General features: G+C 39.3%; 15 protein-coding genes. 13 read left to right on the plus strand and 2 right to left on the minus strand.

Going from position 1 to position 13,784, the window contains the following annotated elements:
• The first annotated feature begins 6 nt into the window (after positions 1-6).
• The 13 genes from trmB (at position 7) to FIM44_RS05425 (ending at position 11,547) form a co-directional block, all read left to right on the plus strand.
• On the plus strand, positions 7-1,188 hold the full coding sequence (gene trmB / locus FIM44_RS05365) for a tRNA (guanosine(46)-N7)-methyltransferase TrmB (RefSeq protein ID WP_140579336.1): 1,182 nt from the start codon (positions 7-9) through the stop codon (positions 1,186-1,188).
• Positions 1,185-1,856: an ABC transporter ATP-binding protein gene (locus FIM44_RS05370; RefSeq protein ID WP_000111063.1), complete on the plus strand. Its 672-nt coding sequence runs from the start codon at positions 1,185-1,187 to the stop codon at positions 1,854-1,856. The genes trmB and FIM44_RS05370 overlap by 4 nt, the downstream gene beginning before the upstream one ends.
• On the plus strand, positions 1,843-2,649 hold the full coding sequence (locus FIM44_RS05375) for an FtsX-like permease family protein (RefSeq protein WP_140579337.1): 807 nt from the start codon (positions 1,843-1,845) through the stop codon (positions 2,647-2,649). The genes FIM44_RS05370 and FIM44_RS05375 overlap by 14 nt, the downstream gene beginning before the upstream one ends.
• Positions 2,642-3,844, plus strand: coding sequence for a murein hydrolase activator EnvC family protein (locus FIM44_RS05380; protein ID WP_140579338.1), 1,203 nt, complete (start codon positions 2,642-2,644; stop codon positions 3,842-3,844). Before FIM44_RS05375 ends, FIM44_RS05380 begins: the two co-directional genes overlap by 8 nt.
• A 98-nt stretch (positions 3,845-3,942) precedes the next feature.
• Positions 3,943-4,302 carry a flagella length regulator FlaG gene (gene flaG / locus FIM44_RS05385; protein WP_140579339.1) on the plus strand — a complete coding sequence of 120 codons (360 nt, stop codon included), beginning with the start codon at positions 3,943-3,945 and terminating at the stop codon, positions 4,300-4,302.
• A gap of 16 nt (positions 4,303-4,318) precedes the next feature.
• Positions 4,319-6,376, plus strand: coding sequence for a flagellar filament capping protein FliD (gene fliD, locus FIM44_RS05390; protein WP_194148701.1), 2,058 nt, complete (start codon positions 4,319-4,321; stop codon positions 6,374-6,376).
• A gap of 41 nt (positions 6,377-6,417) precedes the next feature.
• Positions 6,418-6,798 (plus strand): flagellar export chaperone FliS, encoded by a 381-nt coding sequence (fliS, locus tag FIM44_RS05395; protein ID WP_001199081.1) that lies wholly within the window; start codon positions 6,418-6,420, stop codon positions 6,796-6,798.
• On the plus strand, positions 6,785-7,024 hold the full coding sequence (locus tag FIM44_RS05400) for a hypothetical protein (protein ID WP_140499628.1): 240 nt from the start codon (positions 6,785-6,787) through the stop codon (positions 7,022-7,024). The genes fliS and FIM44_RS05400 overlap by 14 nt, the downstream gene beginning before the upstream one ends.
• A gap of 53 nt (positions 7,025-7,077) precedes the next feature.
• A complete protein-coding gene (locus tag FIM44_RS05405; protein ID WP_162979515.1) occupies positions 7,078-7,737 on the plus strand; it encodes a tRNA threonylcarbamoyladenosine dehydratase in 660 nt (219 codons plus the stop codon).
• 25 nt (positions 7,738-7,762) lie between these two features.
• Positions 7,763-7,909 carry a hypothetical protein gene (locus FIM44_RS05410; RefSeq protein ID WP_000656201.1) on the plus strand — a complete coding sequence of 49 codons (147 nt, stop codon included), beginning with the start codon at positions 7,763-7,765 and terminating at the stop codon, positions 7,907-7,909.
• Positions 7,910-7,912: 3 nt separating this feature from the next.
• Positions 7,913-8,791, plus strand: coding sequence for a carbon-nitrogen hydrolase (locus tag FIM44_RS05415; protein ID WP_140579340.1), 879 nt, complete (start codon positions 7,913-7,915; stop codon positions 8,789-8,791).
• 126 nt (positions 8,792-8,917) lie between these two features.
• Positions 8,918-10,231: a Na+/H+ antiporter family protein gene (locus FIM44_RS05420; RefSeq protein WP_140579341.1), complete on the plus strand. Its 1,314-nt coding sequence runs from the start codon at positions 8,918-8,920 to the stop codon at positions 10,229-10,231.
• Positions 10,231-11,547 (plus strand): MATE family efflux transporter, encoded by a 1,317-nt coding sequence (locus FIM44_RS05425; RefSeq protein ID WP_274595361.1) that lies wholly within the window; start codon positions 10,231-10,233, stop codon positions 11,545-11,547. Before FIM44_RS05420 ends, FIM44_RS05425 begins: the two co-directional genes overlap by 1 nt.
• On the opposite strand, the gene rny is transcribed toward FIM44_RS05425, so the two are convergent.
• Together rny and FIM44_RS05435 are read right to left on the minus strand one after the other, a co-directional pair.
• Positions 11,548-13,059 (minus strand): ribonuclease Y, encoded by a 1,512-nt coding sequence (gene rny, locus FIM44_RS05430; RefSeq protein ID WP_238699904.1) that lies wholly within the window; start codon positions 13,057-13,059, stop codon positions 11,548-11,550. It abuts the gene before it with no gap.
• Positions 13,037-13,708, minus strand: coding sequence for a 5-formyltetrahydrofolate cyclo-ligase (locus tag FIM44_RS05435; RefSeq protein ID WP_140579344.1), 672 nt, complete (start codon positions 13,706-13,708; stop codon positions 13,037-13,039). The genes rny and FIM44_RS05435 overlap by 23 nt, the downstream gene beginning before the upstream one ends.
• Positions 13,709-13,784 lie beyond the last annotated feature (76 nt).

Raw genomic sequence — 13,784 nt, forward strand, 5'->3', positions numbered from 1 at the left:
GTTTTAATGCCCCATTTTTTAGCCAAGCTAGACTCCAAGCCTTTAAAATACCCCTTAATTGCAGGGGATTTTTGTTTTCATAAGGAGTTTTTAAGCTTAAAACACCCCACTAAAAGCTGTGTGTATGCGAGTTTTAAGGATCATATTTTTTTATTGCAAAAAATCCGGCGAGCGGGTGATTTTTTGATCAAAAGCGAAAAAGCAACGCCCTTAAAAAGAGAGGTTTTAAAACAAGCTTTAAGGATTTATTCGCAATCTTTTGAAGTCATTTCGCATAATTTGCAAGAAAATTCTAAACATGCGAGCCAAAAAAAAGCCCTTGATTTAGGAACTTTTGAAGACTTTATTCAAAACAATCAAGCCCCTATTTTAGCCGAAATTGGTTTTGGGAGCGGGCGGCATTTGATAGAATTAGCCAAAAACAACCCCACTAAAACATGCTTAGGGATAGAGATTCACACCCCCTCTATCGCGCAAGCCTTAAAGCAAATGGAGTTGTTGGATTTAAAAAATCTGCACATCTTGCAAGGCGATGGCCGTTTGATTTTAGAGAGCATGCCAAATCACAAATGCGAGAAAATTTTTGTGCATTTCCCTGTGCCATGGAATGAGAAAAAACACCGCCGAGTGCTAAGCGAAAAGTTTTTAAACGAAGCTTTAAGGGTTTTAAAGCCTAGAGGGTTTTTGGAATTACGCACCGATGATAGCCTTTATTTTGAAGACAGCCTAAAATTAGCCCTAAAAAACTTTCAATGCGAGATAGAAATCAAAAAAAACGCTCAAATACCGGTTGTCAGCAAGTATGAAGCGCGCTGGAATAAACTCAAAAAAGATATTTATGATTTAAGAATTTATTCTTTAGAATTAAATGAAACCCCTTTTGATAACCATGCATTTGATTTTTCTTTTGATACAATAACAATGAGTAAAAAGAGCGTTAAAACGATTTTAAAAACCCCAAAAATTATTAAAGAGGGGTATTTTGTGCATGTTTGCAATATTTATGAGAATAAGGGGGATTTTTTAGTGGAATTGAGCATGGGGGATTTTAATTGGCCTGTGCGTTTGTTTGTTTTATTGGCAGAAAACCAGATTTTTTACCTCAATAAAAGCCCCTTAAAAACCTTAAACAACCACAAAGCGCATCTTTTGCTTCAAAATATCCTAAGCCAAAAGGGAATTGGATGAGTGTGATCATCGCAGCGAATAATCTATGCTTACAATACCAGCAAAACGAACCGGTCATTAAGCATGCCAATTTGCGCATCAAACGGAAGGATTTTGTGTTCATTTCAGGGCCTAGCGGGAGTGGTAAAAGCACGCTTTTGCGTTCATTCTATGGGGATTTAAAACTTTTTAGCGGTAAATTAGAAGTTTGCAACATCAACATGAACAACGCTTCAAAAGCAACTATTTTAGATTTGCGTAAAAATATTGGCGTGGTTTTCCAAGATTATAAATTGATCCAAGATTACACGATTGAGCAAAACATCAAACTACCAATGGTGATTTGTGGCGTTAAAAAAGAAGAATGCCACTTGCAGCTAGAAAAACTTTTAGGGCATATTGATTTACGCCATAAGGCTAACCGCTACCCCAAAGAACTCAGCGGAGGCGAACAACAGCGAGTGGCTATGGCTAGGGCTATGGCAAACTGCCCTGAACTCATTTTAGCCGATGAACCTACTGGGAATTTAGACGATTATTCTAGCGATAAAATCTGGAGCCTATTAAGGGGCATGAACACGCAATTAAACGCTACGATCGTGGTGGTTACGCACAAATTCCCTAAAAATTTTAGCGCTTATCACCGAAAATTTTATATAGAAGATGGGGAAGTTTATGAATACTCTTAAAAAGCATTTAGCCTTTATCATTCCCCTAGTAGCGTTATTGTTTAGCTTGGAGTGCGTGTTATTTATCAATCAAGCGATAGAGCAAAAAGAAAAAAAATTGATTGAAGATTATTCGGTCGTGTTGGCCAGTGCGCAAAAATTAAGCTTGGAATTGTTGCGTCAAAATTTTAGCGAAATCATAGCGTTGAAAGAAATTGATCCTAATTATTCTTTAGAACCTCTTCAAAAAACCTTAGGCACAGACGGGCTTAAGGAATTAAGAAAAAATTTACCCTTTTTTTATTCTTTACAACTTTCCACATTCCCCACTCAAGAGCGTTTGGAAAACATTAAAGAAAAATTGCTCAAAATCCCTGGCGTTCAAAAAGTTGAAGTCTTTGCCAAAACTTACATGCAAGTGTATGATCTCTTGAGTTTTATTAAAGCAGCGGTCTATATCTTTGCGTTAGTGGTCTTTGTCTTATCGGTTTTATTGATGTTTAAGCAAGTCCGCATCTGGATCTATCAATACCATGAGAGGTTAGAGATCATGGATTTATTAGGGGCTTCGGTGTCTTTTAAAAACGGGTTTTTGTATAAAATAGCTTTAATGGATTCTTTAATCGCTAGTTTTTTAGCCCCCATGCTCATGCTTTATATCACTTCGCAAAAAGGTTTTGAAAAAACGATGGATACTTTGGGTATTATAGGAGGTGCGTTTGTTTTAAACCATTTTTTATGGGGACTGCTTTTTAGCCTTGTGGTCTCATTTGTTTCTGTTTTACTTGTAGCTTGGAGGACTAGACATGTATAAATTAGGGGTGTTTTTGTTAGCCACCTTACTATCAGCTAACACGCAAAAAGTGAGCGATATTGCTAAAGATATCCAACATAAAGAAACCCTTTTGAAAAAAACCCATGAAGAAAAAAACCAACTGAACAGCCGTTTGAGTTCTTTAGGCGAAGCGATCCACTCTAAAGAGCTTCAAAAAGCTGAGATGGAGCGCCAAATGATCGCCTTAAAAAAGAGTCTTGAAAAAAATCGTAACGAAAGTTTGGCGCAAGAAAAAGTCCTAACTAACTACCGCAAGTCTTTAGATCATTTGCAAAAACAGCGATCGTTTTTACAAAAGAGGGTGTTTGATACGCTTTTACAAGATTTCCTTTTTTCACAAGCCCTAAAGGGGCAGAATTTAGCCTCTTCTAATGATGTTGTTTTGCAAGTAGCGTTTGAAAACTTGCACCAAAGCACTCTGTCTAAAATGTCGCAACTAAGCCAAGAAGAAAAAGATCTCAATACGCAAGCTTTAAAAGTCAAAAGCAGCATTCAAAAAATCTCATCTGTCATAGATGAGCAAAAAACTCGTGAAGTAACCTTAAGATCCTTGCAAACCGAACAAAATAAGCTCATTTTGAGCATGCAAAAAGACTATGCGATCTATAACCAACGCCTAACCCTTTTAGAAAAAGAGCGCCAGAATTTAAACGCTCTTTTAAAACGCTTGAATATCATCAAACAAAATAGGGAAAATGAAGAGAGGGTCAGTTTGAAAAAATCTTCTCAAGCCTTAGAAGTCAAACAAGTGGCTAGCTCTTATCAAAATATCAACACCACGAGCTATAACGGGCCAAAAACGATCGCTCCTTTGAACGATTATGAAGTGGTGCAAAAATTTGGCCCCTATATTGATCCGGTTTATAATTTAAAAATTTTTAGCGAGTCTATCACGCTAGTGTCAAAAACCCCAAACGCTTTGGTGCGTAATGTTTTGGACGGGAAAATCGTGTTCGCTAAAGAAATCAACATGCTTAAAAAAGTCGTTATCATTGAGCATAAAAACGGCATCCGCACGATTTATTCTCAACTAGATAAAATCGCCCCCACCATTAAAAGCGGCATGCGGATCCAAAAAGGCTATGTTTTAGGGCGCATTGAGCAACGCTTGGGCTTTGAAGTTACCATGAGAGAAAAGCACATTAACCCCTTAGAACTCATCGCACGCAATTAAGATTTAACAAATCATTTTTATTGCCGATATTGGCTAAAGAGTTTATGCAAACAAATAAATCATTATACTTGTAGGCATGGAGAAATTTGGAGGTTTTTATGGTCAATGAAGTTCAAGAGGTTGGGATTCCCACATCTCACACAAGCGTTCAAACAACCCCCACAAAAGAGACTAATCGCACAAATACGATAAACACTATTGATGAATCTAAGACAACAATAGACCCTGATCAATACAAACCCAAACTGGAATTATTGAGCGAGCGTCTGAATGAAGAAATGAAACGCATTGGCACGAATATTAATTTTAGTTATAACGATACGATCAAAGGGTTAGTGGTTTCAGTCAAAGACGCTAATGGGAATAAGGTGATAAGAGAAATACCCTCTAAAGAAGCCGTGGAGCTTATGCAAAGAATGCACGATGTGATAGGCATTATCTTTGATAAAAAAGGCTAAAGATTAGAGGTAAAACATGGCAATAGGTTCATTAAGCTCATTAGGGCTTGGCAGTAAGGTTTTGAATTACGATGTGATTGACAAGCTCAAAGACGCCGATGAAAAAGCGTTAATCGCCCCCTTAGACAAGAAAATGGAACAAAATGTTGAAAAACAAAAAGCCCTTGTAGAAATCAAAACGCTCCTTTCAGCTCTAAAAGGTCCGGTTAAAACGCTTTCAGATTATTCCACTTATATCAGCAGGAAAAGCAATGTTACAGGCGATGCGTTGAGCGCGAGCGTGGGGGCTGGCGTGCCTATTCAAGACATTAAAGTGGATGTGCAAAATTTAGCGCAAGGCGATATTAACGAATTAGGGGCGAAATTTTCTTCAAGAGACGATATTTTTAGCCAAGTGGATACCACGCTCAAGTTTTACACGCAAAACAAGGACTACGCCGTTAATATTAAAGCAGGAATGACTTTAGGCGATGTGGCTCAAAGCATCACGGACGCTACCAACGGCGAAGTGATGGGCATTGTGATGAAAACAGGAGGGAATGACCCCTACCAATTAATGGTGAATACCAAAAACACCGGCGGAGACAACCGAGTCTATTTTGGTTCACACCTCCAATCCACGCTCACTAACAAAAACGCCCTTTCTTTGGGGGTTGATGGAAGCGGAAAAGGTGAAGTGAGTTTGAATTTAAAGGGGGCTGATGGGAACATGCATGAAGTCCCTATCATGCTAGAGCTCCCTGAAAGCGCTTCTATCAAACAAAAAAATACCGCAATCCAAAAAGCGATGGAGCAGGCTTTAGAAAATGACCCTAATTTTAAAGATTTGATCGCTAATGGGGATATTTCCATAGACACTCTTCATGGGGGGGAATCTTTAATCATTAATGACAGGCGTGGGGGAAACATTGAAATTAAAGGGAGCAAGGCTAAAGAGCTTGGGTTTTTGCAAACCGCCACCCAAGAAAGCGATTTGTTAAAAAGCTCTCGCACGATAAAAGAGGGTAAATTAGAAGGGGTAATTAGCTTGAATGGTCAAAAACTGGATTTAAAAGCCTTAACCAAAGAGGGCAACACCAGCGAAGAAAACACAGACGCTATCATTCAAGCGATCAACGCTAAGGAAGGCTTGAGTGCGTTTAAAAACGCCGAAGGCAAGCTTGTGATCAATTCTAAAACCGGAATGCTAACCATTAAGGGCGAGGACGCTTTAGGCAAGAATAGTTTGAAGGATTTGGGTTTAAATGCTGGCATGGTGCAATCTTATGAAGCTTCACAAGACACGCTTTTTATGTCTAAGAATTTACAAAAAGCGAGCGATTCAGAATTCACTTATAATGGGGTGAGCATCACACGCCCCACTAATGAGATCAATGATGTGATTAGCGGGGTTAATATCACTTTAGAGCAAACCACAGAGCCTAATAAGCCTGCCATTATCAGCGTGAGCAGAGACAATCAAGCCATTATAGGCAGCCTTAAAGAATTTGTCAAAGCCTATAATGAGCTTATCCCTAAATTAGATGAAGACACTCGTTATGACGCTGACACTAAAATCGCTGGGATTTTTAACGGCGTAGGCGATATTCGCACCATTAGATCCTCTCTTAATAATGTGTTTTCTTATAGTGTGCATACGGATAATGGGGTAGAAAGCTTGATGAAATACGGGCTTAGTTTAGACGATAAGGGCGTGATGAGTTTAGATGAGGCTAAATTGAGTAGTGCGCTAAACTCTAATCCTAAAGCGACTCAAGATTTTTTCTATGGGAGCGATAGCAAGGATATGGGGGGCAGAGAAATCCACCAAGAGGGCATTTTTTCTAAATTCAATCAAGTCATCGCCAATCTCATAGATGGAGGGAACGCTAAATTAAAGATTTATGAAGATTCCCTAGACAGAGACGCTAAAAGCCTGACCAAAGACAAAGAAAACGCTCAAGAGCTTCTAAAAACCCGCTACAACATCATGGCGGAGCGCTTTGCGGCTTATGATAGCCAAATCTCTAAAGCGAATCAAAAATTCAATTCCGTGCAAATGATGATCGATCAAGCGGCGGCTAAAAAGAATTAAAAAAACAGAGAGTTATCAATTTTAAAGGATAAAGGAACATTATGCAATACGCTAACGCTTATCAAGCCTACCAGCATAACCGAGTGAGTGTGGAGTCCCCAGCAAAACTCATTGAAATGCTTTATGAAGGGATTTTAAGATTTTCTTCGCAAGCCAAACGCTGTATTGAAAATGAAGACATTGAAAAAAAGATTTATTATATTAACAGGGTTACGGATATTTTCACGGAATTGTTGAATATTTTAGATTATGAAAAAGGGGGGGAAGTGGCGGTGTATCTTACGGGCTTATACACCCATCAAATCAAAGTTTTAACGCAGGCCAATGTGGAAAATGATGCGAGTAAGATTGATTTGGTGTTGAATGTGGCTAGGGGGTTGTTAGAAGCTTGGAGGGAAATCCATTCAGATGAACTCGCCTAATGCGTTATTAGATTCCTTTAAAATCGCTCTTGTTAAAAAAGATTCTAAGCAAGCCTTTTCATTGATAGAGCGCCTTTCTTTAGAGCAAATAAAAAGCTTAGATTTAGACACACTTTTAAGCCTTAAGGAAATGATAGCCCAAAGCATTGAACTATTAGAAAAAGAAAAAGAAGAACTGCAAGCACAAATGCATAAGGCTAAGAAGATCCAAAAATTTTTGTCTTAAGATTTTTTAAACTACGATACAATAAAAGCACTATTTTTATTGAAGGCTAAAGATTGTCTGAACCCATAGATAGATTCACGCGCATAAGGTGGTTGTTTAAAAACGATTTTGAAAAAATCCGTCAACAAAGGGTTTTAATCTGTGGCGTGGGGGGCGTTGGGGGCTTTGCGCTAGACGCTTTGTATCGTGTGGGGATAGGGCAAATCACTATCATTGATAAAGATGTGTTTGATGTTACCAATCAAAACCGCCAGATTGGATCAGAAAGGATAGGAGAATCTAAAGTGTTGGTGTTGCAGGATCTCTATAAGGGCGTTCAGGCTTTGAATTTGCATGTAGATGAAGCGTTTTTAAATTCATTTAATTTTAGAGATTATGATTACATTTTAGATTGCATGGACGATTTGCCTATTAAAACAAGCTTGGCGATAAAATGTCAAAATTTCGCTTACGGGAAGTTTATCAGCTCTATGGGGAGCGCGAAACGCTTGAACCCTAAACACATCCAAGTAAGGAGCGTGTGGGAAAGCTATGGCGATAAATTCGGGCGTAAATTTAGGGATTTTTTAAAAAAACGCCGCTTTAAAGGGGATTTTAAAGTGGTTTTTAGCCCTGAAGTTCCGCATTGCATAGAGCTTGGGAGTTTTAATGCGGTTACGGCGAGTTTTGGTTTGCAAATAGCGAGTGAAGTCGTGCAAGACATTATCAAATAAAATATTACTAATGAAAGGAAGTGGAATGAAAGATTATGAAGACGAATTGGAAGATTTTGAAGAAGAAGAATTAGAGGGCTTTGAAGAAGAAGATGAAGAGTATGGGGATTATAAGAATGTCTATGATGATGACGATTATGAAGACTATAACTCTGATTATGAAGAAGAGTGAAAAATGATTTATGTAGGCGTCCTCCAGCATGCTTATTGTGGCTCTAGAAAAAAAACCATAGAGCATACAGCGAACTTGCTTGAACAAGCGCTAAAAAAACACCCTAAGACCAATTTGGTGGTGTTGCAAGAATTAAACCCTTATAGTTATTTTTGCCAGAGCGAAAACCCTAAATTTTTTGATTTGGGCGAATATTTTGAAGAAGATAAGGCTTTTTTTAGCACTTTAGCCCAAAAATTCCAAGTGGTGCTTATCGCTTCTTTATTTGAAAAGCGCGCTAAAGGATTGTATCACAATAGCGCTGTTGTGTTTGAAAAAGATGGCTCAATCGCTGGAGTGTATCGCAAAATGCACATCCCTGATGACCCGGGTTTTTATGAAAAATTTTATTTCACGCCGGGGGATTTGGGCTTTGAGCCTATTGTTACAAGCGTGGGGAAATTAGGGCTTATGGTGTGCTGGGATCAGTGGTATCCTGAAGCGGCAAGGATTATGGCTTTAAAAGGGGCAGAAATTTTAATCTATCCTAGCGCGATAGGGTTTTTAGAAGAAGATTCTAACGAAGAAAAAAAGCGTCAGCAAAACGCATGGGAGACGATCCAAAGAGGGCATGCGATCGCTAATGGCTTGCCTTTGATTGCGACTAACAGAGTGGGCGTAGAGTTAGATCCTAGCGGCGCGATTAAGGGGGGCATTACTTTTTTTGGCTCTAGTTTTGTGGTGGGGGCTTTGGGCGAATTTTTAGCTAAAGCGAGCGATAAAGAAGAGATTTTGTATGCGGAAATTGATTTAGAACGCACCGAAGAAGTGCGCCGAATGTGGCCGTTTTTGAGAGACAGGCGCATTGATTTTTATAACGATTTGTTGAAACGCTATATCTAATCAGTCAGTCAATTTAAAATTTAAGGTTAGAAAGGATTAAACATGGTAGGTGTGGTTTTTTGCGCTAAACAAGTGCAAAAATTCTATCATTTTTGCACGGTATTTTCATTTTAACAAGGAGCAAAAATGCTAGAAAATAGCTCTATATGGAGCAATCCTGCCTTTGTGGCTATCATTTGCATGTGCGTTCTTAGCCTTTTAAGGCTCAATGTCATGCTTTCTATGATTAGCGCCACTCTCATAGCAGGACTTATGGGAGGGCTTGGAATCACAGAGAGTTTTAATATGATGATAGACGGCATGAAAGGCAATTTAAACATCGCTTTAAGCTACATCCTTTTAGGGGCTTTAGCGGTAGCGATCGCTAAAAGCAATCTCATTAAAGTCGCTTTGAATAAATTAATAGGCTTGATGGATTACAAGCGATCCACTTTTTGCTTTTTGATCGCTTTCATCGCATGTTTTTCGCAAAATTTAGTGCCGGTGCATATCGCTTTTATCCCTATTTTAATCCCCCCTCTTTTGCATTTAATGAATCGGCTAGAATTGGATAGAAGAGCGGTCGCTTGCGCTTTAACTTTTGGCTTGCAAGCCCCCTACTTGGTGCTTCCTGTAGGGTTTGGCTTGATTTTTCAAACCACCATTTTAGAGCAATTAAAAGCTAATGGCGTTAGCGCTACCCTAGCGCAAATCACAGGAGTGATGTGGATAGCAGGGTTAGCGATGGTTGTTGGGCTGCTTGTGGCTGTATTAACGCTATACAAAAAACCCAGGCGCTACAAAGAAAAATCTTTTAACATAGAAAATTACGATTCGCTTAAATTAAACTACCATGACTATTTGACTTTTATAGGGATTGTCGTGGCGTTTGTGATCCAATTAGCCACCGATTCGATGCCTTTAGCCGCCTTTTTAGCGTTAGCGATCATCTTACTGGGCCGTGGCATTAAGTTTAAAGAAACAGACTCGCTTATGGATGATAGCGTGAAAATGATGGCGTTTATCGCTTTTGTGATGTTAGTGGCTAGCGGGTTTGGAGAAGTGTTGCAAAAAGTGCATGCGATAGAGGGCTTAGTGAATGCGATCACAAGCATAGTCCAAGGGAAGCTTTTAGGGGCTTTTTTAATGCTTGTTGTAGGGCTTTTTATCACTATGGGGATAGGGACTTCTTTTGGCACTATTCCTATCATCGCTGTGTTTTATGTCCCTTTATGCGCGAAATTAGGTTTTAGCATAGAATCTACGATTTTACTCATCGGCATAGCCGCAGCTTTAGGCGATGCGGGCTCACCGGCTAGCGATAGCACCATGGGGCCCACTTGTGGGCTTAACGCAGACAACCAACACAATCATATCTATGACACATGCGTGCCGACTTTTTTAGTCTATAACCTCCCTTTGATTGTTTTTGGAGTTCTTGGAGCGTTACTATTAGGCTAATCTATCAAGTTAAGAAAATCTTTTCTTTAGCCTTACCCTCTGGGATCAATGCTTTTTTAGATGTGCTAGTGGTCGCGCTCTCGGTTTTTTTTGTGGGCAAGATTTCGCACCATCACATTGTGGCTTTAGGGGTGGGTTTGCAATTTTTGATGCTTTTTTATGGCATCAATACGATTTTATACACCGGCACTAACGCTATTCTTTCTAGACTTGTGGGGGCTAGGGATTTTACTCAAATCAATCACGCTTTTTCAAGTATTTTTATAGGGGCGTTTGTGATTTGTTTGGGCGTGCTGTTTGTTTCTTATTTTTTGATTGAGCCTTTTTTAAATTGGATGCGATTACAAGATCCTTCGCGCCAATTGACGCAAGATTATTTAGAAGTCTTAGTGATCGCGCTACCGAGTATTTTTTTAAAAAATGTTTTAGTTTCAGCGCTCGCTAGCTTTTCAGACACCCTAACCCCCTTTATTGTCAAAACCATCATGGTCATCGCATGCATTTTCTTGAATCAAGCCTTGATTTTTGGGGATTTTGGTTTTAAAGAAATGGGGATTGTAGGCTCTGCTTTAGCGAATGTGGTTATCTCTTATTGGGAATTACTCACGCTTGGCGTTTGGATACAAATCAAAAAAATCCCTTTAAAATTCAAAATAACCTTTCATTTTTCTTTTTTAAAAACCATGTTTAGAGTGGGTTGGCCGGCCGGGTTTGAGCGCTTATTGAGCTTATTTTCTTTAATCCTCTTATCCAAATTTGTAGCGGGCTATGGGGATAAAGTGTTAGCGGGCATGCAAATAGGCATTAGGGTTGAAACCTTTTCGTTCATGCCCGGATTTGGGTTTATGATCGCAGCGATGGTTTTAACAGGGCAAAATTTAGGAGCGAACAAGCCAAAAATCGCCACAGAATACGCGCATTTGATTTTAAAAATTTCTATGGGTTTAATGGGGGTTTTAGGGATTGTTTTAGTCTTATTCGCTAAAGAATTTGCGAGCCTTTTTTCTCAAGATGAAGAAGTTTTGGAAGTGGCGCGATCTTATTTGATCGCTGTGGGTCTTTCTCAAGCCCCTTTAATTGGGTATTTTGTGCTGGATGGAGTTTTTAGAGGGGCTGGCATTTCTAAAGTCTCACTCTATATTAACACCCTAAGCTTATGGGGGTTAAGGATCATGCCCATTTACTTGCTTTTAATTTATCATTTTAAGGTGGAATTTATTTTTGTAGTGATCGCATCAGAAACTTTTTTGCGCTCATTCATCTACTATAAAGTTTTTTCTAAAGGCATTTGGAAAAGATGTGGGAAAAAGGCTTGATTATTGCTTGAGCGTAGCGGTCGTTTTGAAACGGCTTTCTCGCACCACTTGCACGCCCACTTCACCCACATACTGAGCGCTCTCTTCTATCTTTTTAGCGATCTTTCTGGCAATAATAGGCACTTGATTGTCCCTGACTTGGTTGGATTTGACAATCACTCTTAATTCTCGCCCGCTCTCCATCGCATACGCTTTTTCCACCCCATCAAATTCTAGTGCGATCTCTTCTAAAGCTTGCATGCGTTTAGCGTATTCTTCATCGCTCTTTCTTCTAGCCCCAGGACGCCCTGCTGAAAGCGCATCAGCCGCGCACACGCTCGCGCACTCTACGCTCATGATCTCTTCATGCCCATGGTGGGCATAAATCGCATTAATCACAACCGAATCTTCTTTATGGCGCTTGCACACCTCAACCCCTAAATTCACATGATCTCTCCCAAGCTCTTGGGTGAGCGCTTTACCAATATCATGCAAAATACCGGCTCTTCTGGCGAGTTTTTTATCCCCCCCAAGCTGCTCTGCAATCAAGCCGGCTAAAAGAGCGACTTCTTTAGAATGCTGTAAGGCGTTTTGCCCAAAACTAGAGCGATAACGCATTTTACCTATTAAAATTTTAAGCTCATCTTCCATAGCCCCAAGCTCTAATTCTAGCACCACGCTCTCCCCTTCAGAAAGCAATTCTTTTTCCATGTTGCGCGCGACTCTATGATAAACCTCTTCAATCCTATTAGGCTGGATACGGCCGTCTTCTATTAAAATTTTAAGCGTCTCGCTCGCTACTTCACGCCGATAAAGATTGAAACTGGACAAACACAATTCGCTACTATCTTCGCTAAATTCTATATCCACCCCACTGACTTTTTTAAACGCTTCAATATTTTTCCCGTCTTTGCCTATCACACGACCGATATAATCTGAGCAAGGCAAAGCGATACGAGTTGTTAAATTCTCTGTCGCATAATTACCCGCAAAACGGGCTGTCGCTTCCGCTAAAATGGCATACGATTTTTTCTTGCCCTCTTCTTTGGCTTCTTTTTCATAACGCCTAATCAAAGCACTTTTTTGCGCTTCCAATTCTTCTTCTAATTGCTCTAAAATCATGCTTTTAATTTCATCTTTAGTATAAGCCATGTAATTGAGCATCGCATCTAACGCTTTGGCTTGAGCTTCTTTACAAACAGTGCACTGTCTTTTAAAATTTTCCCTCTCTTGTTCTAAAATTTGGCGTTCTTTTTCAAGCTCTTTTTTTTCCTTTTCCAAATAGCGTTTTTCATCTCTTACAAATTCTTTGTGCTGCACTTCTAAATGCTTCAAATGCGCTTCTTTTTTTTCAAAATAGGTTTGGAGTTGCAAATTCTTGTTTTCATATTGCTGTTGCAACTTGCATTCTTGGCTTTTCATGCGCATCTCTTCAGCTTCCACAAAAGATTTCGCTTGAAACTCCATCAATTTGGCTTTAGCTGAAGCGCCTTTTAAAACGGCTTGCGCTCTAGCATAATAGATCTTTTTCATCACATAATACATGGCTAGAGCGGTAATCAAACACGCTACCAAGACTTCTAATGAAATGTAAATTAACCCCATGCTCATAATGTTTCCTTTTATTATTCTTCATAACGATACGAGCATTCATATAAAGATCCGCTTCAATGTCATGGGCATCTGTAAGAACACCATTAGCTATCGCTAACTCCCTACTCACAAACACGATTAAGGGGCGTTTTAGTTGCCTTTTGAATAATGGGGGCAAACTCCTATCATACATGCCTAGCCCAAAACCCACGCGCCTAAAGCTTGTATCCATTCCTAAAATCGGCACGACAATACAATCCAATTCTAGCTTATAATAGCGCGACAAACTCGGCTCATCAAACCACCCCAAACGCCCTAAGGGCAACCTAAAGGGCGCGATAGTAAAACCCTCTTTAGAAAAATTAGCGCCTTTTTTGATGCTTTTAGGCAACCACACGCGCTTATTTTTTTGTCTTAACCTAAAAATCAAAGGCCTAATATCAAGCTCATGCCCTAACGGGCTATACAATAAAATATTTTGATAATCTTTGAGTTTCCAAAACAAAAGCTTGCAAGCCAATTTATCCCTGACTGCTTTATCTTTTGCTTTAGCCCTTTTCAAGCGTTCTTTACAAAAATCTCTAAAAATCGTTTTAATGGTTATAATCCTTAAATTTTAGACTTACATTATAGTATAATTTTAGGTTATTAGTTACCATTTTATT

Origin of the sequence: Helicobacter pylori, from assembly GCF_006440215.1 — a bacterium.
In the GTDB taxonomy this organism is placed as follows: domain Bacteria; phylum Campylobacterota; class Campylobacteria; order Campylobacterales; family Helicobacteraceae; genus Helicobacter; species Helicobacter pylori_CS.

Excerpts from the sequence above, each read along its gene's own strand:
- fliD (WP_194148701.1), top strand. The coding sequence starts at position 4,319 with ATGGCAATAGGTTCATTAAGCTCATTAGGGCTTGGCAGTAAGGTTTTG.
- FIM44_RS05410 (WP_000656201.1), top strand. The coding sequence starts at position 7,763 with ATGAAAGATTATGAAGACGAATTGGAAGATTTTGAAGAAGAAGAATTA.
- FIM44_RS05380 (WP_140579338.1), top strand. The coding sequence starts at position 2,642 with ATGTATAAATTAGGGGTGTTTTTGTTAGCCACCTTACTATCAGCTAAC.
- flaG (WP_140579339.1), top strand. The coding sequence starts at position 3,943 with ATGGTCAATGAAGTTCAAGAGGTTGGGATTCCCACATCTCACACAAGC.
- FIM44_RS05415 (WP_140579340.1), top strand. The coding sequence starts at position 7,913 with ATGATTTATGTAGGCGTCCTCCAGCATGCTTATTGTGGCTCTAGAAAA.
- FIM44_RS05420 (WP_140579341.1), top strand. The coding sequence starts at position 8,918 with ATGCTAGAAAATAGCTCTATATGGAGCAATCCTGCCTTTGTGGCTATC.
- trmB (WP_140579336.1), top strand. The coding sequence starts at position 7 with ATGCCCCATTTTTTAGCCAAGCTAGACTCCAAGCCTTTAAAATACCCC.
- FIM44_RS05400 (WP_140499628.1), top strand. The coding sequence starts at position 6,785 with ATGAACTCGCCTAATGCGTTATTAGATTCCTTTAAAATCGCTCTTGTT.
- FIM44_RS05375 (WP_140579337.1), top strand. The coding sequence starts at position 1,843 with ATGAATACTCTTAAAAAGCATTTAGCCTTTATCATTCCCCTAGTAGCG.
- rny (WP_238699904.1), bottom strand. The coding sequence starts at position 13,059 with ATGAAAAAGATCTATTATGCTAGAGCGCAAGCCGTTTTAAAAGGCGCT.
- FIM44_RS05370 (WP_000111063.1), top strand. The coding sequence starts at position 1,185 with ATGAGTGTGATCATCGCAGCGAATAATCTATGCTTACAATACCAGCAA.
- fliS (WP_001199081.1), top strand. The coding sequence starts at position 6,418 with ATGCAATACGCTAACGCTTATCAAGCCTACCAGCATAACCGAGTGAGT.